Annotated in this window: 27 protein-coding genes; 12 read left to right on the top strand and 15 right to left on the bottom strand. The window is 60.5% G+C overall.

Annotated features, from left to right (window positions below):
* From DL86_RS10175 to DL86_RS10160, 4 genes are all read right to left on the bottom strand, one after another.
* Positions 1-289 (bottom strand): transposase (locus DL86_RS10175; protein ID WP_036260840.1); only part of this gene is annotated, 289 nt, incomplete at its 3' end.
* 314 nt (positions 290-603) lie between these two features.
* A complete protein-coding gene (locus tag DL86_RS10170) occupies positions 604-1,584 on the bottom strand; it encodes a hypothetical protein (RefSeq protein ID WP_156964571.1) in 981 nt (326 codons plus the stop codon).
* Positions 1,585-1,814: 230 nt separating this feature from the next.
* Positions 1,815-2,843, bottom strand: a complete 1,029-nt coding sequence (locus DL86_RS10165; RefSeq protein WP_036260836.1) for a hypothetical protein — start codon at positions 2,841-2,843, stop codon at positions 1,815-1,817.
* A 202-nt stretch (positions 2,844-3,045) separates the two neighbouring features.
* Positions 3,046-3,552, bottom strand: coding sequence for a DUF3455 domain-containing protein (locus DL86_RS10160; protein WP_036260834.1), 507 nt, complete (start codon positions 3,550-3,552; stop codon positions 3,046-3,048).
* Between the two features lie 392 nt (positions 3,553-3,944).
* On the opposite strand from DL86_RS10160, the gene DL86_RS10155 reads away from it, so the two are divergent.
* On the top strand, positions 3,945-5,036 hold the full coding sequence (locus DL86_RS10155; RefSeq protein WP_036260832.1) for an ATP-dependent DNA helicase: 1,092 nt from the start codon (positions 3,945-3,947) through the stop codon (positions 5,034-5,036).
* Positions 5,037-5,203: 167 nt separating this feature from the next.
* Here the strand turns inward: DL86_RS10155 and DL86_RS10150 are convergent, their stop codons facing one another.
* Both DL86_RS10150 and nth read right to left on the bottom strand, forming a co-directional pair.
* Positions 5,204-5,467: a hypothetical protein gene (locus tag DL86_RS10150; RefSeq protein WP_036260830.1), complete on the bottom strand. Its 264-nt coding sequence runs from the start codon at positions 5,465-5,467 to the stop codon at positions 5,204-5,206.
* Between the two features lie 312 nt (positions 5,468-5,779).
* Complete coding sequence (nth, locus tag DL86_RS10145; protein WP_084572828.1) at positions 5,780-6,538, bottom strand: endonuclease III; 759 nt, start codon at positions 6,536-6,538, stop codon at positions 5,780-5,782.
* A 59-nt stretch (positions 6,539-6,597) separates the two neighbouring features.
* Between nth and DL86_RS10140 the strand changes: the two genes are divergently transcribed.
* A complete protein-coding gene (locus DL86_RS10140) occupies positions 6,598-7,110 on the top strand; it encodes a DUF2244 domain-containing protein (protein ID WP_036260827.1) in 513 nt (170 codons plus the stop codon).
* Between the two features lie 584 nt (positions 7,111-7,694).
* A complete protein-coding gene (locus tag DL86_RS10135) occupies positions 7,695-9,398 on the top strand; it encodes a mucoidy inhibitor MuiA family protein (RefSeq protein ID WP_162180418.1) in 1,704 nt (567 codons plus the stop codon).
* Between the two features lie 121 nt (positions 9,399-9,519).
* Here the strand turns inward: DL86_RS10135 and DL86_RS10130 are convergent, their stop codons facing one another.
* Both DL86_RS10130 and DL86_RS10125 read right to left on the bottom strand, forming a co-directional pair.
* Positions 9,520-9,843 carry a hypothetical protein gene (locus DL86_RS10130; protein WP_036260825.1) on the bottom strand — a complete coding sequence of 108 codons (324 nt, stop codon included), beginning with the start codon at positions 9,841-9,843 and terminating at the stop codon, positions 9,520-9,522.
* Between the two features lie 160 nt (positions 9,844-10,003).
* Entirely contained in the window at positions 10,004-10,720 is a 717-nt protein-coding gene (locus DL86_RS10125) for a DUF1013 domain-containing protein (RefSeq protein ID WP_036260932.1), read from the bottom strand.
* A gap of 308 nt (positions 10,721-11,028) precedes the next feature.
* On the opposite strand from DL86_RS10125, the gene DL86_RS10115 reads away from it, so the two are divergent.
* From DL86_RS10115 to DL86_RS19790, 3 genes are all read left to right on the top strand, one after another.
* Positions 11,029-11,349 (top strand): hypothetical protein, encoded by a 321-nt coding sequence (locus DL86_RS10115; protein ID WP_036260822.1) that lies wholly within the window; start codon positions 11,029-11,031, stop codon positions 11,347-11,349.
* Positions 11,350-11,621: 272 nt separating this feature from the next.
* Positions 11,622-12,281, top strand: a complete 660-nt coding sequence (gene msrA / locus DL86_RS10110) for a peptide-methionine (S)-S-oxide reductase MsrA (RefSeq protein ID WP_036260820.1) — start codon at positions 11,622-11,624, stop codon at positions 12,279-12,281.
* 389 nt (positions 12,282-12,670) lie between these two features.
* Complete coding sequence (locus tag DL86_RS19790) at positions 12,671-12,958, top strand: hypothetical protein (protein ID WP_156964569.1); 288 nt, start codon at positions 12,671-12,673, stop codon at positions 12,956-12,958.
* Between the two features lie 178 nt (positions 12,959-13,136).
* Here DL86_RS19790 and mepA read toward each other — a convergent pair whose 3' ends face one another.
* Positions 13,137-14,066, bottom strand: a complete 930-nt coding sequence (gene mepA, locus DL86_RS10100) for a penicillin-insensitive murein endopeptidase (protein WP_036260817.1) — start codon at positions 14,064-14,066, stop codon at positions 13,137-13,139.
* Between the two features lie 235 nt (positions 14,067-14,301).
* On the opposite strand from mepA, the gene DL86_RS10095 reads away from it, so the two are divergent.
* The 4 genes from DL86_RS10095 to DL86_RS10080 all read left to right on the top strand — a co-directional run bounded on the left by DL86_RS10095 (position 14,302) and on the right by DL86_RS10080 (position 18,143).
* Positions 14,302-15,021, top strand: coding sequence for a hypothetical protein (locus DL86_RS10095; RefSeq protein WP_245276331.1), 720 nt, complete (start codon positions 14,302-14,304; stop codon positions 15,019-15,021).
* Between the two features lie 56 nt (positions 15,022-15,077).
* Positions 15,078-15,467 (top strand): DUF423 domain-containing protein, encoded by a 390-nt coding sequence (locus tag DL86_RS10090; RefSeq protein ID WP_036260813.1) that lies wholly within the window; start codon positions 15,078-15,080, stop codon positions 15,465-15,467.
* A gap of 234 nt (positions 15,468-15,701) precedes the next feature.
* Positions 15,702-16,061, top strand: coding sequence for a response regulator (locus DL86_RS10085; RefSeq protein ID WP_245276330.1), 360 nt, complete (start codon positions 15,702-15,704; stop codon positions 16,059-16,061).
* Between the two features lie 159 nt (positions 16,062-16,220).
* Positions 16,221-18,143, top strand: a complete 1,923-nt coding sequence (locus tag DL86_RS10080) for an AsmA family protein (RefSeq protein WP_051953133.1) — start codon at positions 16,221-16,223, stop codon at positions 18,141-18,143.
* Here DL86_RS10080 and DL86_RS10075 read toward each other — a convergent pair.
* From DL86_RS10075 to DL86_RS10055, 5 genes are all read right to left on the bottom strand, one after another.
* Positions 18,140-18,955 carry an ABC transporter permease gene (locus DL86_RS10075; RefSeq protein ID WP_036260810.1) on the bottom strand — a complete coding sequence of 272 codons (816 nt, stop codon included), beginning with the start codon at positions 18,953-18,955 and terminating at the stop codon, positions 18,140-18,142. The genes DL86_RS10080 and DL86_RS10075 overlap by 4 nt on opposite strands.
* Entirely contained in the window at positions 18,952-19,878 is a 927-nt protein-coding gene (locus tag DL86_RS10070; protein ID WP_036260809.1) for an ABC transporter permease, read from the bottom strand. The genes DL86_RS10075 and DL86_RS10070 overlap by 4 nt, the downstream gene beginning before the upstream one ends.
* Positions 19,875-21,005, bottom strand: a complete 1,131-nt coding sequence (locus tag DL86_RS10065) for an ABC transporter ATP-binding protein (RefSeq protein WP_036260808.1) — start codon at positions 21,003-21,005, stop codon at positions 19,875-19,877. The genes DL86_RS10070 and DL86_RS10065 overlap by 4 nt, the downstream gene beginning before the upstream one ends.
* A 3-nt stretch (positions 21,006-21,008) precedes the next feature.
* Positions 21,009-21,698, bottom strand: a complete 690-nt coding sequence (locus DL86_RS10060; protein WP_036260806.1) for a Crp/Fnr family transcriptional regulator — start codon at positions 21,696-21,698, stop codon at positions 21,009-21,011.
* 265 nt (positions 21,699-21,963) lie between these two features.
* Entirely contained in the window at positions 21,964-22,323 is a 360-nt protein-coding gene (locus DL86_RS10055) for a septal ring lytic transglycosylase RlpA family protein (RefSeq protein WP_036260928.1), read from the bottom strand.
* Between the two features lie 602 nt (positions 22,324-22,925).
* On the opposite strand from DL86_RS10055, the gene DL86_RS10045 reads away from it, so the two are divergent.
* Positions 22,926-23,318 carry a carboxymuconolactone decarboxylase family protein gene (locus DL86_RS10045; protein WP_036260802.1) on the top strand — a complete coding sequence of 131 codons (393 nt, stop codon included), beginning with the start codon at positions 22,926-22,928 and terminating at the stop codon, positions 23,316-23,318.
* A 365-nt stretch (positions 23,319-23,683) separates the two neighbouring features.
* A complete protein-coding gene (locus DL86_RS10040; RefSeq protein ID WP_051953131.1) occupies positions 23,684-25,231 on the top strand; it encodes an esterase-like activity of phytase family protein in 1,548 nt (515 codons plus the stop codon).
* 99 nt (positions 25,232-25,330) lie between these two features.
* On the opposite strand, the gene asd is transcribed toward DL86_RS10040, so the two are convergent.
* The gene (gene asd / locus DL86_RS10035; RefSeq protein WP_036260799.1) at positions 25,331-26,194 is read right to left on the bottom strand and encodes an archaetidylserine decarboxylase; all 864 of its coding nucleotides are present in this window, start codon (positions 26,192-26,194) and stop codon (positions 25,331-25,333) included.
* Between the last annotated feature and the right edge of the window lies 1 nt (position 26,195).

The following is a 26,195-nucleotide window of genomic DNA, read 5'->3' as shown; positions in this document are numbered from 1 at the left end:
TGAGCCACATCAGCTCGATATTGCGCTGGGCCTCCCGTTCAAGGCGGCGGCTGGACTGGATCCGATTGAGATAGCCGTAGAGGTAGATCTTCAGCAGTGTCGACGGATGATAGGCGGGCCGACCTGTCGCCGCCGGGTGAACGCCCCCAAAGCCAAGCGCCCCGAGATCAAGTTCTTCAATGAAGACTTCGACCACCCGGACAGGGTTGTCCTCGGTCACGTAATCGTCGAGCGTCTCCGGCAATAACAACGACTGCCGTCGGTCTTCACCCTCGACGAAACGCCCCATGACCGGCCCTCTTATATCGAGCCGATTCTAGCAAATTTGGGGCCCTTTTTACACAGTCTGGACCCAACCTCGTCGTTCCAAGACCAGCTTCCGATTCTCCGAAGCGGCCGTTCACGAAGTTGGGGTCCCACTGCAGAGCGCCCGTCTCGGTCGTTCAATGCAAACTTGGCGCTTCTGGAAAGCTGACATTGCACCCATCGGACGCCGACCGAAAATCAAGTTGTGTGCATCAAGCTCAGCTCAGGCAGTTGACACGACTAGGCTTTTGCTACGCAAATACCGGTTAGAAGACAAAATGCTTAGGTGTATAGCGGCTATTTCAGCCGTTCCAGATTGTCGGTCAGCTTCTGGAGGCTCATTGGAAAATAATAGCTTTTTCCAGTGACCATTGGAGATTTATAAAGGAATTTTGGTTCGTTATTCTTGGCGAATTCTCTTCTAAAGCGCAGCGAGTGATAGAAATTTTCCTCTAGATAAACATCTGCGGCAGGATGGATGCCAGTTCTAAGCGCCGCTCGGGCGCAATGCTCAATAGCCTGCGTCTGCGCGAATGGCAGACCGAGGCTGTTGAACGAAATATGGTTATGAGTGCTCGAAATGTGCAGCAGGTCATCATTGTAATATTCGTTGCTACCCTGCGTGATCACAGCGTAGATATCCAGCCCTAGCACCCTTTGATAGGCAGCCCGTACGTCAGGTAACAGGCGAATGATCTTCTCCGGCTCATATGTGTATTTGATATTGCTGTCATACTGGCCGACCGAGTAATTGCTTTTTAGCAGCAGGCTATCGGCAAAGGACATGAACGCTACTGTTGGATTGCCGGAGGAGATTTCATCGATCCGGTCACGCAATTCGATCAGCTTGACGCGTGTCAGCGTGCCGCTGGCGAGCGCCTTCTTGACGTTTATCGCGTCGATGAGCGCGAAAACGGAATGTGAACGGAGGTGCAAATTGGTAAGCCAATCGCCTCTGACAAAGATCAATGGATCGTAATCGTACTGCCAACTCCCCACGCAGGTAACGAACGCAGATCGAGGAAGCGAGATACGGACCTGATGAAAACGGTCGTGGGTGTTGGGATACCACGCCAGTTCCATCGACTCAGAGTCGATGGCACTGGCGGCAGCAGGAGAATAATAGCCGACCGAATATGCACTTTCACCACTTTCATCGACGGACTTGATCAGGGCGGCTTCAAATTCGACCATCCACTTCTCATCAATTAGCTTGAGGTCCCGATCAAGCGGAGTGTCCTCGAACGCATAGATCTGAATTAGGGGATGATCGAACATCGAACGCATACTCCATCGCCAGCATATAACATTTCTATATACGATATTGTTTTTGATCTTACTTCAATTTGCGTGTCGGAGCGGTCATCACTACAAAGTCGCCCTTCTGCTTTCCGGCCAGCTGCTTCTATTTCGCGCCCACGTCAGTCAATGGGCATCCCGCGAGACACTTCTGTAAGCGGACGTCCTCTTCATAGGCCCGAATTCTTGCCGGTGGAGCCCCGCAGACGTTAGTCGGCGCTTACTAGGTCGGCGTAATCTTCCATCCCACCGATCGTTAGAAATTCGGGCTGCAACGTGGTGAGAATCCGCCGCTTCGACCGTAAGACAATGCGGACCTCGCGCTGATAAGCATAGCCGAAATGCTTCGCCATTTCGGGAATCTTGAATTTCGTATAATCGCGATATGGGTCGTAATATGTGACCGGCCCACTCATCGGTTCCCATTCGGACCATCGCGACAAGAAGGCCGAAATTATACGCTGGGTGAAGCGGATCGGATCTCGGAGAACAAGTGCCGCGTCAGCACCAAAATCGGTCGGTAGTCGATAATAAATATGATCGCATAGGCTGAAGAGAAAGTAATCCTCTACCACGACCGGATGGATTATATCGTCCTCACCGAACCTAATTCGATGTCCTTGGAAATCTAGATGGTCTTTACCCTCTAAGCGTTCGCGATAGGTCGGGATAAAAAATGTGCGGCTGATTTCATCGTCGCGGACAGCAGCGTTGTGTTTAACATCATTATAGAAAGCCGCAGGAGAAATCCTGATTTTGCCCGAACGAAACATGGGCCCAAGAAACTCACGTCGACCGTATTTGACAAGAAATGGTGAAGTAGGCGGAATATAACCATCAAACATCTTAAGCGCGATTGGATCGCCATTTTCAAAATAGCGCAGGAGCGGCGTCCTCGCTTTCCCTACGGCGTCATTTGGAACACCACCCCTAACAGCGTATTCCTCGATGAGGTGAGTAAACTTTTGCAAGAATTCGTCAGTGGTCTGAAAAGGCAACAGCCCCAGTTTTCCATCACTTCCAAGTTCGGTCGCGTTGATGAATATATCACACCACCGCGCTGCTACTCGATCAGCCGGCGCTCCGATTAGATAAGGATCGGCTAGATAGCTGTGGCGCCATACTTCGTGTCGAGGTAGCCGACCCGCGGCATTCTTACTTTGCCACTCGTAGTGAGCGCGGCGCTCCTCGAAGCGGGCGAGGTGCGACCGAAGCTCATCTGCGGTTACGTAGGTCATGCTTCACTGGAATACGCGATTCGATCATTGAAGCGCAATGGCTGCCGCAGCCCTGCGGCCTGAAGCTAACTGACCGCTCTCGGCCAGGCCACGCCATAGACAGAATGGCCGCTTTCCAAATTGCAGGCCCGGGAGCGGACTGGCCGAAACCCACCCACTGCGCAACCCCAAACTGAGGCGCCCTCCGACGCTAAGGCCCGCTCTATAGCCCGAAAAATTGATAGGTCGCGGAATAGCGCATCCGCGCCACGTCGCCTTTGTGATCCGCATCGCAGCCGCCGACGGGCTCCGCGCCGCCCTTCGTCTCGACTCGGCGAATGAATGTGGCGGCGGCAAAGGGCCCTGCGCCCTGATGCGACTTGGCCTTAAGCAAAAGCCAGGGAATCGTCCGAGGCTGTGGAGACGGTTTCTTGGCGACGACCTCCCCGGTGATCTCGGATTCGTCGGCCAGCGTCCAGGTCGGCCCCTTGGAATGGGTCCCAATCTGCCGGCCTTCTGCGTCGAAGAGGGTCGCTTCGGGCTCATCGAAAACCCAGACGAAAATTTGGGCCTTGTCGCGCTGTTCCACCAAGGAGCAGACATAGACCTGCACGCCATCGGCGCCGACTTCCAGCAATTGCTTGGCTCCGGCTGGTGGCGCCAAAGTCTCTTCCGCGATCGCCGCCCCGGCCAGGCACCAAAGCGCGCCGGCGACGCAAAATCGTCTCATGACTGCTCCCCGCATGTTCGCTCCCCCATCTTCGCCCTTACGTGCGCTCCTGCTGGCGCTTTCCCAAAGGTACCGCAAGCGCGGCGGCCGCGCCACAAGGCAATAAGCCGCCGAACAGTTGTAGGGACGCAGGTCGAGGAGCGCGGCGCAGCATGGCCCCTTGACGCTGGCGGCAAAGACCCCGCACCCTCGCCAGACCGACTCGCGTCGAATGCCGGGATCTAGAGCATTTTCGAGCGAAGTGGATGCCCGTTCGCGTTAAGAAAATGCGATAATACAAAGATCTAGAGCTGCTTTCCGATTCCGCGGATGCCGAAAGCGCTCTTGCGGCTGGAGTCCCGGATGAACTTGTCTTTGTTTCTTTTTCTTGCGCCGGCCGGCGGGGCGCAGCCATGAGCTGGTCGCCGCAGCAGGAGGGCGCCCTCAAAGCCGTCGCCGAATGGCTGAAGCGCGGCGAGCCGCAGGTTTTCCGGCTGTTTGGCTATGCCGGCGCCGGCAAGACAACGCTCGCCAAGCAGTTGGCGCAGGACATCGACGGCGAGGTCGCCTTCGCCGCTTTCACAGGCAAGGCCGCGCTGGTCCTGCGCTCCAAGGGCTGCAAGGACGCGCGCACGATCCACAGCCTGATCTATCGCCCGCGCGAAACCGATGCGGAGGAGCCAACCTTCGTCCTCAACGAGGAAAGCAGCGTCGCCAAGGCGAGTCTCGTCATCATCGACGAATGTTCGATGGTCGACGCCGATCTTGGCCGCGATCTCCTCTCCTTCGGCAAGCCGGTGCTTGTCCTCGGCGATCCGGCGCAATTGCCTCCCGTCAAGGGCGGCGGCTTTTTCACCGATGGCGCGCCCGACGTGATGCTGACCGAGGTTCATCGCCAAGCGGCGGACAATCCGATCATCCAGATGTCCATGCTCGTGCGCGAAGGCGGCCGGCTGCCGCTCGGCGCCTATGGCGAGAGCCGCGTCATCGAGCGGCGCGAGATCGATTCGGGCGCGGTGACCCTCGCCGATCAGGTGCTTGTCGGGCTGAACCGCACCCGCCGCTCCTACAATCGAAGAATGCGCGAGCTGTTTGGGCGGGGGACCGATTTTCCCGAAGCCGGCGATAAATTGGTCTGCCTCAAGAACGACAAGACAAAGGGCTTGTTGAATGGCGGCATCTGGATCGTCAAGACGACAGCTACGACCCGGAAGAAGAAACTGGCGCTGAATGTCGTGCCGGAGGATGATCCGACCCGCAAGCCGCTGCGGATCGGCGTCCTGCCGGAATTTTTCCAAGGCGTCGAGGAAGGCCTCGCGCCGAAACTGCGCCGCGAATCGGACGAGTTCGATTACGGCTATGCGCTGACCGTGCACAAGGCGCAAGGATCGCAATGGAATTCTGTGGTGCTGTTCGATGAAAGCGGCGCCTTCCGCGAACATCGCAATCGCTGGCTCTATACCGGCATCACCCGCGCCGCCGAACGCCTCACCATCGTCATTTAAGGCAACCGCTGTCGCTCGCCATGATGGCGAATTTCGGCAGCCAAGTCGGCGTGCGCAATTGTTGCTTCTTGCACGCCGATCTCAAGACTATGTAAGCTTAGCTACCAAAATGGAGCGGGCGCGGCGCCGTAATCCAGACCATTCTTGCGCGCGCAATGCCTTTCGCGTCAGGCGTCAGCAGCTACAACCAACGCCACCGCGTTGCCCGCCTCGGTCAGACGGAGAAATTTGTCATCTTTACCGATTTCGATCCATCCCTGATCGACGGCATATTGCTGCCCCGTGGAGAAATCGCTGAGTTGCCATCCATCCTGGGCAAATGGCAATGTGAAGTTGGCCATTAATTCGGTTTGACCGGTCAGGCGTCTGTGCCGTTTGAAAATCGTTAAAATATAGTGCGCGCTGTCCTCGGCGCTGTGTGCTTCGCTCATTGCAATTCTCCTGTGATTCCTGAGGCCGGCTGCTCATGGCGATCAGCCCCAGTCCCGGCCTCTCGCCGGGGATGAACTCTGCGCTGGGCGACCCGATGCCTTGGGCGCTCTGGCCGTCGGCAGGCGGCGCCCCAACCGAAACGCGACATCTAGCGGAGAGGCACAAAGCATGCCGTCGGGCGGATTATGCCGATCCCGAGAGCGCCTTCCGATCGAATGGAGTCATTCGATCGATCAGAAATCGCTCCAGTGTTTAAAGAGTCTGAGCATATTCTCGTCGAACAGATTGAACCAATCTGTTCGGAATAGGCTCTAGGCCCGCTTGTCCGGCCATTGGCAGAGGTCGGAGATGAGGCAGACCGCGCATTTAGGCGCGCGCGCCATGCAGATATATCGGCCATGCAGGATCAGCCAATGATGCGCATGCCGCTTGAAGGCATCGGGAATGATCTTCTCGAGGCCGCGCTCGACATCGAGCGGGGTCTTGCCCGGCGCTAGGGGGATGCGGTTCGAAACGCGAAAAAGATGGGTGTCGACCGCTATGGTCGGCGCTCCGAACGCAATGTTCATGACGACATTGGCGGTCTTGCGGCCAACGCCAGGGAGCGTTTCAAGGGCCTCCCGGCTCGTTGGAACCTCGCCGCCGAAATCTTTCATCAGCCGCTCCGACAAGGCGATCACATGTTTCGCCTTGGTCCGGAAAAGCCCGATCGTCTTGATCATGTCGCGCAGCTTGTCTTCGCCGAGCGCCAGCATTTTTTGCGGCGCGTCGGCCGACGCGAACAGCGCCCGCGTCGCCTTATTGACGCCGACATCGGTCGCTTGCGCGGAAAGCACGACGGCGACCAACAGAGTGTAGGGGTTCACATAATCGAGTTCGCCCTTGGGATTCGGATCGGCAGCCTCGAAACGACGAAAGATCTCCGCGACCAGCGCCGGATCCGGCGGTTTTTGCCGCTTGTTTCGTGGCGCTGGCGAATTCTTCGCGCTTGTTTTACGCACAGGCTTCGGGGCGGCGGCCGGCGCCGGGGGGCCATCCGGATCTATCGTCGCGGGCGTCTTGCGTGGCATATTTTTGGCCATTCGCGCGTTATAGTTTCAATGACCTGAAGTGAGAAGGGCGCCGCCAATTGTCTTTCGAGGACTCTATTCTCGCCGATCCTGAAAACCGGAGGCTCTTCGCCGCGCGTTTGAAGCCGCACCGGTCGCTCACGCGGCGCAATTTTCATTTGCTGATGATGGTTTTTGCGGGCGCGAGCCTGTTTTCGAGCGTGCCCTTTGTATTATTCGGGGCTTGGCCGGTCGCCGGCTTCATGGGGCTCGACGTGGCGCTTTTCTATTTGGCCTTCCGCGCGAGTTTCCGCGCCGCGCGCGCCTATGAGGAGGTCGATGTGACGGCGTTCGAACTTCGGCTCGCCAAAGTGAGCGCCAAGGGCCAGAAGGCGGAATGGCGCTTCAATCCCGCCTTTGTCCGGCTCGAACGCGAGGAGCATGAGGAATTTGGAACCCAGCGGCTCGCCCTCGTCTCGCGCGGCAGGAGCGTCGAGGTCGCCGCCTTTCTCGGGCCTGGAGAGAAGGCCGATTTCGCCACGGCGCTTTCCAGGGCGCTGGCCGAAGCGCGGCGCGGTCCGCGCTTTTCCTGAAAAATTGTTGCCGCGCTTAATCTGGCGTTAATGCCTGCGTGAAAGATTCAAATGGGCGTGACGGGCTTGAACGCGCGAAGGGCCGGAAAAAGCCGCTGGGCTCCGCGGGATGTCCCGCCGATGTCCCTGCATCGAGAAAGGGCCGACTGGAAATCCGGTCGCCCCAGGGGGGAGGGGCGACCGGCCCGGATAATGGTTTCCCGTCACCTGTTTCGGGCAGATCGCGGGAAAACCCCGGAAAATGCGAGGCAACGAACTTCGCGTTGTAAGTGCTACTCCAAGCGCGGCCAGATTTCTTGACCCAAACGTGCTACCCGCCACAGTGCTTTCGGACATTTTTGTCGAATTCGTGGCGGCCGGCTGATTGTTTCGATTCGAAACCAAGAAAATAATTTCAAAATCGATCTCAAGAAATTGATCGCCTCTTTGACGCCGCCCGGCTCGCAGGGCCGCTTTGCCGCGCCGCCGAGCCCTGAAAATGGCCCATTTCAAGGACGATGCTCGTCGCATCAAAAAGCCCGCCGGCTTTTGAAGAAATCCTGCGCCGGCGTGGAATTTTAAGGCTGGAATTTTAAGGAATGTTCATGCGCTGGTTTATTCTGGCAACCGGGCTGCTTGCCTCCCTTCCGGCGGGCGCCGCAGACATGGACGTCCTTTCGAAAATCGACGCCGTGACCATTTTCCCCAACACGGCCCTGGTCAGCCGGGTCGCCGAGGTCGAGCTTCCGCCTGGCCAAACCAATCTGATTTTCAAAAATCTGCCGATCGGCCTCGATCCGGCTTCATTGCAAGTATCCGGGCAAGTCTCGGGGCAAACCTCGGGACAGGTCGGCGGGGCGCTCGTTTTGGGTTCAGTCACAAGCCGCCTGACCCGCGCCGAGGCCAAGCCCGACAATGCGATCGAAGCGCGGTTGAAGGAGCTTCTTTCGGAGCGGGAGGGGTGGCAGGTGACCCTTGAAGCGCTCGAAGCCGAGAAGGCGATGATGCTGCGGTTTTCGCAAGCGGGTCCAGAAAAGCTTGGACACGAGTCAAGACCTCTTGACGTCGCCGACTGGACCAAGGCCTGGGGCGCGATTGGCTCCGGCCTAGCCAAGCTCGGCGACGAGTTGCGCTCGGCTCGCGGGCGGGTCCGCGAACTCGACGAGGCTATTTTGGCGATCGACGCCGCCCGGGCGCGGCCCGCCGCCAGGTCCCAACCGGCGCGGGAAATATCGGTGGAGACCGAGGTCGGCGCTGCTTCAAGGGCGCGCATAACGCTGACCTATCGCATAGGCGGCGCGAATTGGCGCCCGCGCTATGAGGCCCGGCTGGAAACCGGCGGCGGAGGAAGGCGAGCCGAGCTCGAATTCTCGCGCCGCGCGGCGATTTCCCAAACGACAGGCGAGGATTGGACCGATGTCGCTTTGATCGTCTCGACCATTCGCGCCGATCGCGGCGCGATGGCGCCGGAACTCAATCCGCAGAGGATTGGCTTTCGCGAGCTCCCGATCGCCTCTGGGACGCGTCCCGGGATGAAATCCGCCGCTGCGCCGCCGCCTTCAGGCGGCAACGGTCAAAGTGAACGGGCAAGCGCGCCGATGAGCGCGCCAGCGTCTCCGCAAGAAGCAGGGGAGCGCCAAGCGGCGATCGACGCCGGGCCCTTCAACGCCGCTTTCAAAATCGCCGGACGCACGAGTCTTGCCGGCGATGGAGCGGTCAAGACGGCGCCGATTTCCGCGCGTGGCCTTGCGCCGGACCTTTCGCTCAAGACCGTTCCCGCGCTTGACCCGACGGCCTATCTCGTGGCCCGGTTCACAAATGATAATGATAATGAGGCGCCTTTGCTCCCCGGCGAAGTCGCGCTTTATCGCGATGGCTCCTACGTGGGCGCCGGCCAGATCGATTTCGTCCCGGCGGGCGACTTTCTGGAAATTTCCTTCGGCGCTGATGACCGCGTGAAGGTCGCGCGGGTTCCCGTCCGGCGCAAGGAGAATGAACCGACCTGGTTCGCTCAGGCCAAGACCGAGACTCGCGAGTTCAAGACAAGCATCGAAAACCTGCATGATTTTCCAGTGAAAATCACCCTGATCGACGCCATTCCCTTTTCCGAAAATGCTGCGATTTCGGTCGAGCAATTGCCCGCGACGACTCCGCCGAGCGAGAAAATCGTCGCCGACAAGCGCGGCGTCATGAGCTGGACTTATGAATATGCGCCGCAGGAAAAGCGCGAGATCCGCCTCGGCTATAAGATGAAATGGCCAGCCGACAGGGATGTCACGGTTGAGCCTGCGCCACTCCCGCCAAAATGACGGTCCAGCTAATCTGATTCAATTAAGAATTGGCGCACTAAACCCAACGGACCATGCTCTATACTTTATTACTTGAAGGCATGATCTCATCCAACAGCCTGCGCCATTTCGGCATCAGCCCTTAATACCGCCGGTAGCCGTAACCGAAACCATAAAACACTGGCGCTTCCGGAAATCCAAGCGAATCCGCATAAAGGCCGCGCGATTGGCAAACTGCCTGGGGACGAAAACGCGCGGTGTCGCCTACAAGATTCAATTCCGGCGCCGGTATGATCCTGCACCGCGCATCGACGCCGACTCCGCCGCCATAGGCGACCGCCGGAGGCGGCGGCGCATAATAGGGCCCATCGAGATCGGCCGCGCGAGCCGGCCGGCAGCCCAGTTCCGCCAAAAGCGCGAGGACTAAGAACCCCGCGCCGCGCGCGCATCCGTTGAGGCTTTGCATCAATTTCTCCAGCGCGTTCGATCATGGCGGCGGGACGCGAATGCATCGATCAAGATGCGCTCATCGATGCCGCGATTCGCCTTAACATTATCCCAACGCGCGGGAAAAAGCACCCCTATAAGGATTTTATCGAATAAATTTCAATTAAAAGCTGTAGAGCCTATTCCCTGACTTTGATGTCCTTCAGCTTCGCGAAAACCGAATCGACGTCAATATCGGCATCCTCTTCCGGCCTCTTGGCGGGCGCATTGCCAAAAACCTCGGCCTCGGTTCGAGGCTCGTCATGGGGCGCCCGCGTGGTGATTTCGGCGGGCACAAGGGTCTGGCCGTGGTCTTCCTCGACATGCGGACGATCCTTGGCGGCGCGATTGACCTCAAAATCCAGATCCATTTGCGAGCAGAGCCCGAGGGTGACGGGATCGGCCGGCGCCAGGGCCGCCGAGTTCCAGTGGGTTCGGTTGCGGATCGCCTGCAGCGTCGTTTTCGTGGTCCCGGCGAGGCGCATGATCTGCGCATCCTTCAGCTCGGGATGGTTGCGCACCAGCCAAAGGATGGCGTTGGGCCGATCCTGGCGCCGAGACAAAGGCGTATAGCGCGCGCCGCGCTTGCGGCTTGGCTCCGGCAGACGCACTTTCGAGACCGCGAGCTGAAGCTGACGGCTGGCGTTTTTCTCCGCCGCCGCGATTTCCTCCCGGGTCAATTGGCCGGAGGTGATCGGATCATGCCCCTTGATCCCGGCCGCGACTTCGCCGTCGGCGATCCCTTTCACCTCGAGAGGATGAAGTTTGCAGAAATTGGCGATCTGATCGAAGGTGAGCGACGTGTTCTCGACGAGCCAGACTGCGGTGGCTTTGGGCATCAGCGGCGCATTGCTCATTTGTTTTTCTCCTTTGCGCTCGAATTCAAGGAAAATCCGGCGGCTTTCGCGGACGCGCCGCTTCGCGCTCCCCGCCGCGCCGGGGGCGAGGCTCACGAGCTAGGCTCAAATCTTTAGCCGTGACGGGAAGAGACGCGACATATAGGCGTCGGCGCGCCTGAAGGCAATGCAAAGGCGCTTTCGGCGTGGCCCTTTCGGCAAGCGGAACTCCTGCGGTGAGGCGCGGGCGGGGTAGGCAAACCCCGCGCATTTGATATATGAGCGCCATGGCGGATGCGCCTTGGTCTGGAGCGGATTCATAAATTCTCATGGTTCGATTCGCGTTGCGCTTTTTTGGCCTTCTTATCCTGGCGACAGCCTTCGCCGCCCTGATTATCGACGCGACGCGCTCGATCTCGGCCAAGAGCCTGATCGTAACCCAGCTTGGCCAGACCGCCGCCTCTTTCGCGCCGGTAAAATTTGCCGCGCTCCAGGAAGCGGTCAAGACCCATGCGCCGCCGCTTCTGTTCGATCTGATCCTGGTCAATTTTCTGCAACTGCCGATATGGCTGGTCATCGGCGCCTTCGGCGCCTTGCTGTTCTGGCTAGCCCGTGAACCCGAGCCAAAAATCGGATATTCGAGCCGCTGATGAGGACCTAGAGCATTTTCAAGCGAAGTGGATACCGGTTCGCGTTAAGAAAATGCGACAAAACAAAGACCTAGAGCTGCTTTCTGATTCCGCCGAAACTGAAAGCGCTCTGGACCGGGACGCCAAAACGGCGCCGCACATTTTAGATAAAATTATTCATCTAAACAAAGAGATGGGGCGCAGGCCCTGGCGTTGCCGCATAGATCCCATTGCGGGCCGATGAGCTTAGGCCCATTGTGCGCCACCTTAAATCTCGCCCAAGGGAGCGACCCATGTTTTCGTTCCGCAAACATCTCGCGCTGCCGAGCGCCGCCGAGGCTCTTCCCGGCCGGCCGGACCCTATCCCGACCGCCGAATTTCACTTCATCAACGGCCACAAGCTCGCCCCTCCTTTCCCGCAAGGCATCGAAACCGCCGTGTTCGGGATGGGGTGTTTCTGGGGCGCCGAACGCAAGTTCTGGCAGCTCGGCGACGCAATCCATGCGACCGCGGTCGGCTATGCCGGCGGCCTCACGCCGAATCCGACCTATGAGGAAGTCTGCTCCGGCCTCACCGGCCATAATGAGGTCGTGCTCGTGGCTTTCGATCCGCGGCGGATTTCCTTTGAGGCGCTGCTAAAGACCTTTTGGGAAAGTCACGATCCAACCCAGGGCATGCGCCAGGGCAATGATGTCGGCACGCAATATCGCTCCGGCATTTACGTCACGAACTCCGATCAACGCGCCGCCGCGCAGGCAAGTAAGGATCTCTACGCCAAGGCGCTCGCAGCGCAAGGTTTTGACGCGATCACGACCGAAATATTGGAGTGTCCGATCTTTTACTACGCCGAAGCCTATCATCAGCAATATCTCGCCAAGAATCCGGACGGCTATTGCGGCGTGGGGGGCACGGGCGTCGCTTGCCCGGTCGGCGTTCGCCTCGCCGCCGGATAAAGCCAGCGCGGGCAAAATTTCCGAAATGACGGCCCGCGCCTCATAGGCCGAGAGGCCGGTGACGCAGCGCACTTCTTTTCCGGCCAGACTGGCTTCTATTGCGCGGGCGCCGGTTCGCCGGCGCGGATTCAGCCAAGACGAAGTTCAGAGCCCGCCGGCGGGGCGTCGCGCGAGCCCCACCGATACGTCATCGGAACTTCGTAATCCTGCTTTGAGGCATCATGGAAACCCAGCCCGGAGACGCTTACTTAAGGTTTCACCGCCAAAAAAGGCGTTGAGAGCGGTTTTAACGCAAAGTTCGAGGCAACGTTTCCGGCGCTGCCACGTTGTGCAGCCACGATCCCCCACCTTTCCGCCGAAGCGGCGCGTGGCGTTTTTGGAGCCATTCTATGTCAGTCCGCAAGATTTTTTCCGCCCTCGCCCTGTTGGGCTTTGTTTCGATGAGCGCCGCCTTCGTCGGCCAGATTTCGGGCGGCGCAGCCGAAGCCAGGGAAGTCAAGAAAGAAGTTAAGAAAGAGGTTAAGAAAGAAGTCAAAAAGGACGCCAAGGAAGACAAGGCTCCCGCGGCCTCCGCCGCCCATCAGGTCAAGCGGGAGGCTCCAATCGTCATGGGACGCAGCGTGAGCGTTCATCACAAGACCAAGCTGCATCACATCAAAGTCAAGCCAATCGAATAGGCGACTCGCCTCCGAGCGGTTTGGCTGCGGCGAGACCGGAACGCCATCCAAGATGGCGACCATGATTTCCAGATAAGCGGCCGCAAGGTCCGCGCGAAGTTCGAAGCAAAACTCGAGCGCTTTCCGGCCAACCGGAAGGCGCTCTTTTTTGCCTGGGAGCGCCTTCACTTACCTGGCGCTATTTCGCCAGCAAGACGCTTCTGCACTCGGCCGGCATTTGCGCCATGGTCAGCGGCGGTCTTGGCCTTATCGGGGCCGGCTTTGGATGCAGGACCCTGTCGGAAAACCAATAGGCGAGCGATCCGTCGCAGCCCTCACCAGGCGGGACGGGATCTTGATCGCGGCACGCGTCCTCGCCCTCGGGGCAAACAAGGCGGACATGAAAATGATAGTCATGTCCATAATAGGGGCGCACTTTCGTCAGCCAGGATCGATCGCCGCCCGCCTCGCGGCAAATCGCCTTCTTGATTGCGGCATTGACAAAAATACGTTGCACTTCGGGCGCCTGCGCCGCCGCCTTCACGACCGCCAAGTGATCGGGCGTCCATTTGGCCGGATCGACGTCGAGGCGGTCGGCGCGCACGACATTGACCGCTGACATTTCCTCCCGTTCGTAGCGCGACAGCTCGCGATTGGGCATTGGCGTCAACCAGATATCGGCATCGAGGCCAATTTGATGCGAGGCATGCCCGGTCAGCATCGGTCCGCCGCGCGGCTGCGACAGATCGCCAACGAGGATTCCCGGCCAGTGGCTGACCGATGGGACCCTGCGCGCGAAACGTTCGAGAAAGGCGATCAGCGCCGGATGCCCCCAATTCCGGTTGCGCGAAAGCCGCATGACCGCCCAGGCGGGACCATTGACCGGGAGGGCCCGCCCGCCCGCGAGGCAGCCGCGCGAATAAAATCCGATGGTGCGCGCCGCCAAAGGCGCCGCCTCGGCCTGTCGCCCGAACAATTCCTTCGCCGGCGTAGCCGGATCCTCCGGATGCGCGAGCTGCGGCAGCGGCTTCGGCTCCAGCGTCCCGCGCTCTTGCGCCGATCCCGCACCGGCCATCGCCGCGCAAGCCAATGCAAGCGCGGTCCGCTTTGAAACAAGGCCCAACAGCATCGCCGCTCCTCCGTTTTCATTTTATCGGCGGGATCTTCGTTTTCATCGGCAAGCTCCGAAGCTTCCGATAATGAATAATGCCACGCCCAAAAGCGAGCATCGCCGACTTCCGTCGAAATTTGCTTAATCCCTGCGGCGGCGTCATTTGCAACCCGCCCCGCCTGGGTTTACGCCATCCTTTCATCCAAAATCGGGTGACAATCAGTTACGAGAGCGGCCCGCCATGTCAGAAGCAATGCAGCGAAAAGAAAGCGTCAATTCGGCGATCAGCAGCCATGATCCTTCCGCCTTGGCGCAGCATTTGATGGGCTGGCTCGAGGCGACCGCCTATCTGCGGGTGCTTCCGACGCTTGAAAAGCTTTCCCTCCCAAGGGGCGTCATCCCAAATCTCTCCGCCGTCGATTTGCGCGAAGAGAGCGTTCGGGAAGTCGCCGACGATACCGCGATGGCTTTTTGCATCGCCGCTGGCCTGAACCATGACCACGACGCCGTCGTCAAGCTGCATCAGCTGCTGACCAAGCAAATGGGTCCTCTCTATCCCGGCTCCTCGGCCATCGCCCATTGCCTGCAGACGATCGATCCGATCGTCACCCTTGATGACGCGGTGGGCCAGGCGCTGAAAGCCATGATCGAAGGCAAGGCCCTCGACCCCAAGGATATTTGGAACGCCGGCTTGCGCCTGCTGCAACGGCTGCGGTCGTCGAATTTCGTCCAGGAGCTGGCGCCCATTCTTGCCCAATGGCTGCGGCGGCAATGGTCGGCCGCGATCGACCAGCAGCGCTTCAATCTGGTCCGCCCGCGCACAAGCATCCCGCCGATCGAAGCGGCGCTCGCCGACCCGACCAATGACCAAAGCTTCATCGCCGCTCTGCTTTTGGCGAGCGCCGACGCAGCCGATATCGAAATCGAAGCCGATTACCGGCGTCAGCTCGAGGCGATTGCGCGGCGGGCCTGAAAAGATGCGGCTTCGCCTCGGCCGGCGGAGCGAAATCCTCCTTGGGAAAACATGCCATGCCTAAAATTGCATTGACCCTGGCCGCCTTGGCGGGACTGGCCGGCGGCGGCGGGGTCATCCTGGCCGCCCTAGCGGCGCATGGGGGCGGCGGTCCGCAGCTTGAAACAGCGGCTAACTTCCTCATGCTCCATGCGGCGGCGACGCTCGCGGTCTGCGGCCTCGCCTTAGCCGCGCCGCGCCGGGGCGGCCAGTTCCTTGGCGCGGCGGCGATTTTCCTGCTTGGCAGTTTGCTGTTTTGCGGCGATCTTTCCATGCGGACCCTTGCCGCAGCCAAACTCTTTCCAATGGCGGCGCCGATCGGAGGGACGTTGCTGGTTCTTGGCTGGGCATGGGTCGCGGCCGCGTCCGTCTTGGCCCTGCCGCCAAGAGAACCAAGAGAACATTGACTCTAAAGCATTTGCCCTAATGCGCGCGTTCTTATGCGCGCCTTTTTTGCCAGTTTATCTGGGTCGCGCATTCTTGAGCGCGACAGCTCAAGGCGCCTTGCCGGATTGAACATCTCGTTACTAGAGATTGATTTTCTGGACTTTATCGAATTGGCAAGGCACAGTTTATAGCAACACTCAGGTCCCAAAATGATGCTCGCCGACTCAACGGCCCCCATTTCAAAGCCCCGGATCTTGATCGTTGAGGACGAGCCTTTCATTGCGCTCACGCTCGTGGACACCCTTTTCGAACTTGGATTCACCGTGGCGGGCTGCGTCGGCAACGTGCCGGCGGCGCTCGAATTGATCGGCCGCGAACAGATCGACGGCGCTCTTCTCGACGTGAACCTCGGCTCGCAGAGAATTGACCCGGTCGCCGACCTGCTCGCCAAACGCTCCTGCCCTTTCATCTTCACCACCGGATATGGCCGCTCAGGCATACCGGCCGCCTACGCCGACCGGGCCGTTCTGCAAAAGCCATTTGGGATTGACGATCTCGCCAGCATGTTGCGCGAGGAATTCGGCGCTGTGGGCCATTGCCCCCATGGCGATTGATTTCAGCGCAATCGTCGCAGCTGATCCACGCGCCCGCCTCGCCGAAGAGCGTATTTTTCGCCATGAAGGCGCCATAGTCAAAGTTCACATCACTCTTCGGCTGCTCTTAATATGCTCTTATATAATGCATAACGACAACACTGAGAGCAATTGAAAGCCATGGCCGAAATGGCGCCGCTCGCTTCCGCTCCCTCGAGGCCGTCGCGCAAACGCATTTCGCGCGCTTTAGGGGTTTTCGGCGTCTTGATCGCTTTTGTCGCGATTATCGCTGCATCGGCGCCGTGGGTTTTTTCGACAAAGGCCCTTCGCGATGAGATCGTCGCGCAAATTCGCCAAATGACCGGCCTCGTCGCGATTTCGCAGGGAAAGGCGGTTTTCGTCGTTCTCCCGCAGCCTCATATCAACATTGAGGACATCGGTTTCACGGACCCCTCCGGCGCGCTTTCGATCGATGCGCGCGTTCTCAAAGGCTATTTCCGCGTCGCCCCACTTTTCCTCGGCAGGCTCGAGATCGCCTGGGCCTCGCTGGGCCAACCGAAAATGGTCATCGACCTCGACGGCCGGCCGCTGCCCGCCGATAGCGCCATCGGCCGCGCCGCCTATGCAAAATCCGACAGCGCTCAGGCGTTTTCAGCCGATGAGGCGACGCTCGGCGCCGTCTCGCTCATCAACGGCAGCGCGCGTCTCAAGAGCAAACTCGCGACATCGGATATTTTGATCGACGCGATCAACGTGACGCTGGACTGGCGCAAGCTCGGAGCTGCGGCGAGCGTGACCGGGCAAGCGCGATTTCGCGGCGAAACCGCGAACATCGCCGCGCGCATAGCGCGGCCGTCCGACCTCTTGCGCGGCGGCCAGTCCGCGATCAGTCTCCAGATCGCGAGCCCCGCCCTGACGCTTTCGACCGAAGGCGCCCTCGCGAGCGCGCCGAGGCCGCAATATGCCGGCCATATCGTCGCCTCGGCGCCTTCGGTGCGCAAACTCGTCGAGTCCAGCGGATATTTTGTCCGGCTCCCCGGCCCTTTCGATGATTTCGCGCTGACATGCGACGCAAGCATCGGCGCCTCGAACGCGGCGTTTTCGGCTTTGCGTTTGCGGCTCGACGGCAATGATTTCGAGGGTGCGCTGGCGATTCAAGCCGGCGAAAAAAGACCGCTTGCGTCGGGCACTTTGGCGACGAATCTTTTGTCCTTGCGGCCATTCCTTTCGACCCTTCCGACGATGGTGGGGCGCGATGGACAATGGAGCCGCGATCTTTTCGATTTGAGCGTGCTCGGCCTCGTCGATCTCGACCTTCGGGTTTCGGCCGCCCGCGTGATTTTGCCTCGCTTTGCGATCGAGGACGCCGCCTTCTCCGTAATGAACAAGGATAGCCGCCTGGATTTCAACTTGGCCCAGGCGAAAGCTTATCGCGGTTCAATTAAGGGCCGCGCGTCCTTCGCCTCCGCCGACGAGTCAGGCCTCATCCTGCGCGCCTCCAGCGCCCTTTCCGGCGTCGACATCGCCGCCGCGGCGCCGGGTGGGATCGGCGGCTCGAAATTCGCCGGGGCGATGACAAGCTCGGGCAATATCGAGAGCTCCGGGGCCAGCATGAGCGACCTCATGCGCAATCTGGACGGACAGGCGCAATTCACGCTCGCGCATGGCGAAGTCGGCGGCATCGACCTCGAGCAGGCTCTGCGCCGGATCGACAAAAGACCGCTCGCCCTCGCGGCCGACATCCGGCATGGAGGAACCACGTTCGAAAGCGCGAGTTTCGGCCTCCGAATCGCCAATGGGTTGGCCGACATCGAGGCGGGCGCGCTGCAAAGCCCCAGCGTCGCTCTCCGTTTCGATGGGGTAGCAGATCTCGCCGAGCGCGGACTCAATCTCCATGCCGTCGCGACCCCATCCGCCAGCGGTGAAAATCCGAGGCGCGAAGCCCCGACGTTTCGTTTCGACGTGATCGGCCCTTGGGACGATCTGGCGTTCCTTCCCGACGTCGGCAGCCTCATCCGCCATTCCGGCGCGGCCGCGCCTCTGCTGTCCCGCAAGCCCGATGCAGACAAACCTTCCGCGCCTGGCGCGGGAGGCGAAAACTAGCTTCTCCGGCCCTCATCCGAGGGGGCGGACCACCCCGGAAGCCGGCCTCCTACCAGCGTCGCCAGAAGCAGGCTTGCGCCTACAAAAGCAATCAGCAGCGTCGCCATCGCATTGATCTGCGGGGTCACGCCGAGCCGCACCTCGCTATAGATGCGCATCGGCAAGGTGGTCGATCCCGGCCCCGAATTGAAGCTGGCGATGATGAGATCATCGAGCGAGAGAGTCATCGCAAGGAGAAAGCCGGCCGCCACCGCGGGGCCGATCAGCGGCAAGGTGACCGCGCGAAAAACCGTTGCCGGGCCGGCGCCGAGGTCGCGCGCGGCTTCCTCGAGCGAGCGATCGAAGGCGGCAAGCCGCGCCCGCACGATGATCGCGACGAAGGGGAGGCTCAAAGTCGCGTGCGCAATGACGAGGGTGACGAAACCGCGCTCCAATCCCAGGGCGACGAAGAGCAGCAGCAAGGCGAGGCCCGCGATCACCTCGGGCAGGACCAAGGGCGCGAAGAGCATGGCGGCGAAAACCCCGCGCGTGCGGAACCGCCCGAAGCGATCCAGGCCGAGCGCCGCCAGGACGCCGAGAACCGTCGCGATCGCGGCCGAGGCCAGCGCGACCTCAAGGCTCGTCGCGGCGCTCGCCATCAGCTGCCGGTTGGAAAAAAGCGCGCCGTACCAATGCAGCGACCATCCCCCCCAGACGGTGACAAGTCGCGAGGCGTTGAAACTATAGAGGATCACCAGCGCGATCGGGCCGTAAAGGAACGCGAATCCCAGGCTCAGCGCAATGAGTCGCGCCGGCGTCACGCGTATCCTCATCGGCGATTCGCTCCCGCCTGCATTTGCATCCTTTCATAAAACAGCAGCGGACCAAGCAGCAGGGCAAGAAGCGCGACGGCGGCCGCGGCCGCGGCCGGCCAGTCGCGATTGACGAAAAAATCATTCCACAGCGTGGTCCCGATCATCAACGTGTCGGAGCCGCCGAGAAGGTCGGGAATGACGAACTCCCCAACGGCGGGGATAAAAACCATCAGCGCGCCGGCGTAAACGCCAGGCAGGGACAGCGGCAAAGTGATCCTCCAGAAAATGCCGCCGGCGCCGGCGCCGAGATCGGCCGCGGCCTCCGCCAGCTGCCTGTCCTGGTTTTCAATCGCGGCATAGAGCGGCAGCGCCATGAACGGCAGATAGGCATAGACGATGCCGATAAGGACCGCCCAGTTGGTCGCGAAAATATGCAGCGGCTCCGTCACCAGGCCGAGCGCGATCAACGCATGATTGAGAACGCCCTCGTCCTTCAAGATCAAGATCCACGCATAGACGCGGACGAGCGAACTCGTCCAGAGTGGCGCGATCGCCAGCGTCAGGAGCAAAAGCCGCCAGCGCGCCGGGCTGCGGGCGATGGCGAGTGCGAGCGGATAGCCGATCAGCAAAGTTGCGAAGGTCGCCGCTCCGGCCATAGCCGCGGACTCGAGATAGGAGCGCAGATAAAGCGCATCCTCGATAAGCCTGGCATAGGCGCCAAGCGATAAGCTGCGCAGCTTGTCCACAATGACCGAGGCGTCCCACGAGTCGAAAACCGGCGCATAGGGCGGCTGGCTCAGCTCCGGCTCGGACAGCGAGACCTTCAGGATGAGCGCGAAAGGCGCCAGAAAGAACAGGACCAGCCAAGCATAGGGGAGGGCGAGGACAAGCCAGCGCCCAAGCCCGGCCTCAAAATTTGCAGGGGGCTGGGCCTTGGTCATGCCGGCAGGACGATTCCGGCGTCCGGCGCGAAGCTCGCGGCGACCCTGTCGCCCGATTCGAACGAATGCGCGCCGGGCCTTGCGTTCTGATGCGCCGCGCGCAGGACGAGGCCGCCGGCGAGCCGCACGCGATAGAGCGTCATGTCGCCGAGATAGGCGCTTTCCTCGATTTCCCCGGTCAGGACATTTGGAAACTCTTGCGCGCGGTCCAAGGGCGCGACGCGGATGCGCTCTGGCCGGACCGCAATGGCAACCCTGCTCCCCGGCGCATGCGCGACGGCGCAGGCGACGTCGATGAGGCCGGCCGCGATCGAAACGCCAAGGAGGCCTGACCGCGCCTCCGCGAGCGGGCCTTCCGCGCTTTGCCCTTTCACGACTCCTTCGATCAGATTGATCTCGCCGATGAATTGCGCGACATAGCTCGAAATCGGCCTTTCGTAGATCTCGGCCGGCGCGCCGATCTGCTCGATCCGGCCGGCCCGCATCACGCCGATGCGGCTCGCCATGACCATGGCCTCGCGCTGATCATGAGTCACAACAAGGAAGGTCGCGCCGAGCCGTTCTTGCAGATGCATGAGCTCGAATTGGGTTTCCTCGCGCAGACGCCGGTCGAGCGCGGCGAGCGGTTCGTCGAGAAGGAGAAGCTTTGGCCGCTTGACGAGGGCGCGGGCGAGCGCCACGCGCTGCTTCTGGCCGCCCGACAATTGATCCGGCCGGCGCTCCCCTAGTCCCTCAAGCTGGACCAGCCGCAGCATTTCCGTGACGCGGCGAGCGATTTCGGCCCGCGCAATGCCCTCCTGGACGAGGCCGAAACCAATGTTGCGCGCGACATTCATATGCGGAAACAGCGCATAGGTCTGGAACATCATGTTGACAGGCCGCCGATGCGGCGGCGTTCCGGTGACGTCCTCGCCGTCGATGAATATCCGTCCTTCGTCGGGAGTCTCGAACCCGGCGATGAGGCGCAAAAGACTGGTCTTGCCGCAGCCGGAGGGACCCAGCAGGGCGAAGAATTCGCCGCGCCGCAGCGTGAGGGACAGAGCATCGACCGCCGCGACCCCGCCATGGCGCTTCGTCACCCCCTCCAACTGGACGAAGGGGGCGCTGCTGTCATGCGTGGAGGACAAACCTCAGCCTCCCTCGCGCATCGCCTCGTCGAGCCGCGCTTGCAGGACGTGCGGCTTGACGAGGACGAGCGCGCCGCGGGTCTTTTCGATCAGGCCTTCCTGCGCCATAGCCGAGAGTTCGCGCGTCACCTGCTCGCGCCGGCAGCCGATCCGCGCCGCAAGGATATGATGGAAGGGCGGCGGCGTCACCGCGCGCTCCATTGGCTTGGCTGGGCGCGGATGGGCCATCCGCAATAGCTCCGAATAGAGGCGGTGCTTCAGGTCGAAAATCGAATGTTCGGTGATCCGCCCATTGAGTTCGCGCACCCGCCCGGTCAACAAGCGCAAGATTCTGTCGCAGGTCGTCTTCGAGGTGAATATGACCTCGCGAAACACGTTGGCGGGCATGATGCAGAGTTCTGACTTGGTCAGGGCCGTCACATTGGCCGAGCGCTTGGCGCCGTCGATCGCCGTCATCTCGCCGAAGAACTGGCCGGCCCGGCTCTCGCCGAGAATGATCTCCTTGCCCGCCACGGTCCTGATCAAGATTCGAACTTCGCCAGCGATGATGAAATAGACATCCGAGGATTCGTCTTCGAAATCGACGACGAGTTCGCCTACGTCGTAGCGCCGCCAGAGGCAGAGTCGGTCGAAGCGCTCAAAATCGAGATCCGTGACATCCTTGAAAAAGGGAACGCGCGCGAGGGTCTGCATGGCCTCTGGCCTGGATCGAAAAGAGGTGTTCGCCCGGCTTCGGCGAAGCCTTAATTCACGCTAGCACAAGCCGCGGCGGATTTCGCGCAATTCGGCGGGGTTTGCGACCGACATTTCTGTCGTCCACCGCTTTAAGACGGCGACGCTTTAAGACCGCGGCTGGCGCGTCGGAATTTGGAGGCAGGCGTTTGGACGCCGCCGCTTCCGGCCGGCGTCGCGCCGACCGGAACCACTAAGTGCCTAAGAACGGGAACGGGATCGACGTTCAGTCCAGGCGGGCGATTTTGAGCTTCGCGACGCCCTGTCCGATGATCCCCAGGGCCTCCGCGGCGCCCATGGCGAGGTCGAGACTCCGGCCGCGAATAAAGGGGCCGCGATCATTGATTCGCACGACCACCGAGCGCCCGGTCGTAGGATTGGTGACCTGAAGCCGCGCGCCGAAAGGTAGCGTCCTGCTGGCCGCAGTAAATCCACTTGGATCGAAGCGCTCTCCGGAAGCTGTCAGGCTCCCTGACGAGTAGAACGAGGCATTAATGAAAGAGGCCTCAGCAGAGAAAGCACAGGATACATTTGACAATAGAACGATAGACGAGATAATTACGCATGATGCATTGACAATTTTCAACAGTTTACCCAATCTCTTGTTGCGGATTGGGTGCGATATTGGTAAATTGTGTTCAGAAAAAGATTGCCCCTCCGCCAGCGCAGATTTTGCGCCAATGTCGACGCGGCATTAGGACGCATCTAGGGCTCGAAGAGGGTTATGCCGTCGGGGATTCAGCCTTGAAGAACGCCGCGCGGATATGCGCTCCTTGCGACAGACAAATCGAGACGAATCGAGCCTGCGCAATCAGCGGAAGATTAGACAAGCATTTCCCTGGACCGACTTGGATCATCTGCTCGACACGGCTTTCGAGCAGATCCGCCACTATGCGGTAAACGACATAGCGGTAAGCTTGCGCCTGTTGCGCGTGCTGGGGATCTCGCGGCAACGACCGACGACGAGGCGCCCTTCAACCGCTGGAGCGCCGTTTGGCTGAGCTCGAAGCGGCGCCCAGGCGTTCGGCGCCAAAGCTGACGAGATTTGGCCGCCCGAGGGATCAGGTTGAAATGGCGCTGGACTTGGCTCACTCTTGACGCTCATGCCCATCGTGGGCGTCTGAGAAGTCTTTCGCGCGGCTATTCAAACGCGAGCAGACGCGCCTCGCCAGCCAGGGAGACGACACATTGGCCGCGCTCATCGAGGAAGGCGACGCCTCCGCGGAGGTCGCAATTGTTTATGCGGACATTAAAGCGACGCGAGGCGTCGACTGGATCAATAATTTCTGGAAGGCGATCGCCGTTCATCCGGCGACGCTGAAACGCCTGTGGGACAATGTTAAGCAGGTCATGGCTCCCGGCGCCTTGGATCCGTTGACGAAGGAAATGGTCTACGTCGCCGTCAGCATCACCAATAATTGCCCCTATTGCATCGCGTCCCATACTGCGTCGGCGCGCGCCAAGGGGATGACGGATGAGCAATTTGCGGAATTGCGCGCCGTGGTGGGCCTCGCCAATGAAACCAACCGCATTGCGATTGGATATGGCGTCCCTGTGGACGATCGATTTCAGACGCCGTAATGCGGTTTGACCGGTCGAAACCCCCGCCAACGAATTCGCCTTGATCGGAAATGCGCTCAGAGCAGGCCTGCCGAAAGTAGCGCCGGGCGCAGATCGACGCGATGGGCTTTGGCCGTGCGGCATCCCCTCTGAGATCGCCCCAGGGCTCGCCTCACTGTAATATTGCTGACGCATATTCAAGCCTAAAGCTAAACTGAAGCGCCGTGGAGCCGCGTCGACGTCGAACCGCGCGGCCGCAAGGGACGCGGCGGCGCCTATTCGGCTGAGCTGCTCAAGAGACACGCGCCGAGGGCAATGCGCACGCGCTGTCGCGCAGGTCGCCGATCGGCAAACGCAAGCCATCAAACAGAACCAGAGGCAGACAAATGAGGGCAATACACTTTGCCGATTGCAGCGATAGCGCACTCGGGCGCGGCCGGAACCGGTTGATCTCCAGCCTCGCGGCGCTCCTTATTCTGGCGGGCGGCTCCGCCGCAGCGCAGTCGGTCGCCTTCCAAGGGGCGACCTTCGTCAATAAGGGGCTCGTCGGCGTGGCGCGAATTCCTTCCAATGCCGTGGATCAATTTGGCGAGACCCTCGGCGGATTTGGCTCCGGCATGACGCTCGACCTCAAGAGCTGGAAGGATTACGCGAATCGCGGCTACTCGGCCACGCTCTACGCGGTTCCCGATCGGGGATGGAACACACAGGGAACCACGGACTTCCGCGGCCGTTTGGATCGCTTTGATCTCTCCTTCACGCCGTTTTATGGGGCGAGCACCGCAAATCAGAACCAGCTGACGCTCCACTATCGCTCCTCGATCCTGTTCAAGGACGGCCTCACCACAGGCCTCGATCCCTCGGGCGTTCAGGCGGCGCAGGGAGGCCTTCCGAAACTTCCAATCGGACCGAACGGGCACATCAGCATCGACGCCGAGGGAGTGGTCCTTCCCGGCGACGAGACGGCATGGGTGAGCGACGAATACGGCCCCTATATCTACCACTACACGCTCGCCGGAAAGCTGCTTGCCGCCATTCGCCCGCCCGAAGCCTTCATCCCGAAGCGGTTGAACAGCAATGGCGATCTCGTTGAAAATTTTTCGGCGAACAGCCCGCCAGTCGGCGTCATCTACAATCCCGACCCCGGCAATCCGGTCGTTGGCCGCCAGAACAATCAAGGCTTCGAGGGCCTCGCCCTGAGCCCGGACCACAAGACCCTCTTCGTGCTGCTGCAAAGCGCCCTGATGCAGGACCTCAATCCCGACAAGATCAAGACGACGCGCCGCAACACTCGGCTGCTCGCCTATGATTTGCGCGATAGCGCGCCAAAGCTGGTCGGCGAATATGTCGTTCAGCTACCGCTCTTTCAGGACCAGACGACGGCGACGCCCAAGCTTTTGATCGCTGCGCAAAGCGCGCTTTTTGCGCTCAACAATCATCAGTTCCTTGTGCTCGCCAGAGACAGCGGCGCCGGCTTCACGGCGAGCAGCCCGGCCTCCGTCTATCGTAGCGTCGACCTCATCGACATAGCGGACGCCACCAATATTGCGGGGACCGCCTACGATCAGGCCGACACGCCAATCGCGCCCCTGGGCGTGCTAAATAGCGCGATCACGCCGGCGGCCTATCAGAAATTTCTCGACATCAACGACAACGCGCAGTTGAACCGATTTGGCCTGCACAATGGCCTGCCGAACGACCGCAATGATCTATACGAAAAATGGGAAAGCATAGCGGTGGCGCCGGTTGGCGACCACAAGGCTCCCAACGACTATTTCCTCTTCGTCGGCAGCGACAATGACTTCATCACCCAGCTCGGAAACATGGCCGGCCAACCCTATCAGGACGCATCGGGCGCCAATATCGATTCGCTCGTCCTTGCGTATCGCGTGACCCTGCCCACTTACGCTCCATCGAGCCGCTCCGGCAGATAAGATAACGCGCTCAGTCCTACGGCGCGGATCGCTGCGCCGTAGGACTGAGTCGGCCCCAACGGAGGAACGCGCCGATCAGGGCGCGATTGTCGGGCGGCCTCAGGGCAGCTGCATCAGCGGCTGACCCATGCGGATGGCGTCTCCCGCACGCACGCCTTCGCTGAGCTTGAAGCCCTTCGGCGCGAAGACGATGATGGTCGATCCATGCTGAAACCAGCCCATTTCTTCGCCCCTGCGGAACGCCGCGTCACAAGGAATGACGTTCGGCCCACGCCGGAGATCGAGCCGGGCGCCTAGGAAATTCAGCCGGATGCTGGCGACAAGAATGGCCGCGACCGGGACCAAAGTGACGACATGCCCGGTCGCCGCCAGCCGGGTTCGAATCACCGCGCGCTCATTCTTGCAGAAGAGCTTTTCGACTCGTTTGAGGGCGATCGGATTGACGTTCCACGTATCGCCTGAAATGTAGGTCACCTGCTCCACGCGGCAGTCGTGCGGCGCGTGGAAACGATGATACATGCTGGACGTGAGCCGCAGCGTGACGTACAACCCGTCGCGGTAGAGATCGACCAGCGCCTGATCGCGAAGCAAATCTTGCAACGTGTAGGGAAATCCCTTGATCTGCATCAGTTCGACGCCAACAATCGAACCGGATGCGCCAACGATTGCGTCGCACGGGCTGATTAGCGCCGCCGGATCCGGGTCGATGGGCCGCGCTCCGTCCTTCAGCTCCCTGACGAAACAATCGTGCATGCTTTTGAATTGGGTCTTCTTCGCTTCGCTCAGATCCAAATCGGAAAAAAGCCGCCAGACGCCAATTGACAGATCGCGCACGAATGGCTGCTCAATTTGGCTGAACCAACCCATGAATTGGGTCGCCAGACGGCGCGGAATCCGATTGGTCAGGAGAAAATTGAGATTCTCCTGCTGGCTGAGCGTGGCAATCAGGGAGCGAATGGTCATG

The organism is Methylocapsa aurea (assembly GCF_000746085.1).
In the GTDB taxonomy this organism is placed as follows: domain Bacteria; phylum Pseudomonadota; class Alphaproteobacteria; order Rhizobiales; family Beijerinckiaceae; genus Methylocapsa; species Methylocapsa aurea.
The sequence above is the reverse complement of the archived record's forward strand: the minus strand, read 5'-3'. Positions and strand labels throughout refer to the sequence as shown.

What these genes read in the sequence shown, in the direction of transcription:
- DL86_RS10170 (WP_156964571.1), bottom strand. Translation starts at nt 1,584, where the DNA reads ATGTTCGATCATCCCCTAATTCAGATCTATGCGTTCGAGGACACTCCG.
- DL86_RS10165 (WP_036260836.1), bottom strand. Translation starts at nt 2,843, where the DNA reads ATGACCTACGTAACCGCAGATGAGCTTCGGTCGCACCTCGCCCGCTTC.
- DL86_RS10160 (WP_036260834.1), bottom strand. Translation starts at nt 3,552, where the DNA reads ATGAGACGATTTTGCGTCGCCGGCGCGCTTTGGTGCCTGGCCGGGGCG.
- DL86_RS10155 (WP_036260832.1), top strand. Translation starts at nt 3,945, where the DNA reads ATGAGCTGGTCGCCGCAGCAGGAGGGCGCCCTCAAAGCCGTCGCCGAA.
- DL86_RS10150 (WP_036260830.1), bottom strand. Translation starts at nt 5,467, where the DNA reads ATGAGCGAAGCACACAGCGCCGAGGACAGCGCGCACTATATTTTAACG.
- nth (WP_084572828.1), bottom strand. Translation starts at nt 6,538, where the DNA reads ATGCCACGCAAGACGCCCGCGACGATAGATCCGGATGGCCCCCCGGCG.
- DL86_RS10135 (WP_162180418.1), top strand. Translation starts at nt 7,695, where the DNA reads ATGCGCTGGTTTATTCTGGCAACCGGGCTGCTTGCCTCCCTTCCGGCG.
- DL86_RS10130 (WP_036260825.1), bottom strand. Translation starts at nt 9,843, where the DNA reads ATGCAAAGCCTCAACGGATGCGCGCGCGGCGCGGGGTTCTTAGTCCTC.
- DL86_RS10125 (WP_036260932.1), bottom strand. Translation starts at nt 10,720, where the DNA reads ATGAGCAATGCGCCGCTGATGCCCAAAGCCACCGCAGTCTGGCTCGTC.
- DL86_RS10115 (WP_036260822.1), top strand. Translation starts at nt 11,029, where the DNA reads ATGGTTCGATTCGCGTTGCGCTTTTTTGGCCTTCTTATCCTGGCGACA.
- msrA (WP_036260820.1), top strand. Translation starts at nt 11,622, where the DNA reads ATGTTTTCGTTCCGCAAACATCTCGCGCTGCCGAGCGCCGCCGAGGCT.
- DL86_RS19790 (WP_156964569.1), top strand. Translation starts at nt 12,671, where the DNA reads ATGTCAGTCCGCAAGATTTTTTCCGCCCTCGCCCTGTTGGGCTTTGTT.
- mepA (WP_036260817.1), bottom strand. Translation starts at nt 14,066, where the DNA reads ATGCTGTTGGGCCTTGTTTCAAAGCGGACCGCGCTTGCATTGGCTTGC.
- DL86_RS10095 (WP_245276331.1), top strand. Translation starts at nt 14,302, where the DNA reads ATGCAGCGAAAAGAAAGCGTCAATTCGGCGATCAGCAGCCATGATCCT.
- DL86_RS10090 (WP_036260813.1), top strand. Translation starts at nt 15,078, where the DNA reads ATGCCTAAAATTGCATTGACCCTGGCCGCCTTGGCGGGACTGGCCGGC.
- DL86_RS10080 (WP_051953133.1), top strand. Translation starts at nt 16,221, where the DNA reads ATGGCCGAAATGGCGCCGCTCGCTTCCGCTCCCTCGAGGCCGTCGCGC.
- DL86_RS10075 (WP_036260810.1), bottom strand. Translation starts at nt 18,955, where the DNA reads ATGAGGATACGCGTGACGCCGGCGCGACTCATTGCGCTGAGCCTGGGA.
- DL86_RS10070 (WP_036260809.1), bottom strand. Translation starts at nt 19,878, where the DNA reads ATGACCAAGGCCCAGCCCCCTGCAAATTTTGAGGCCGGGCTTGGGCGC.
- DL86_RS10060 (WP_036260806.1), bottom strand. Translation starts at nt 21,698, where the DNA reads ATGCAGACCCTCGCGCGCGTTCCCTTTTTCAAGGATGTCACGGATCTC.
- DL86_RS10040 (WP_051953131.1), top strand. Translation starts at nt 23,684, where the DNA reads ATGAGGGCAATACACTTTGCCGATTGCAGCGATAGCGCACTCGGGCGC.
- asd (WP_036260799.1), bottom strand. Translation starts at nt 26,194, where the DNA reads ATGACCATTCGCTCCCTGATTGCCACGCTCAGCCAGCAGGAGAATCTC.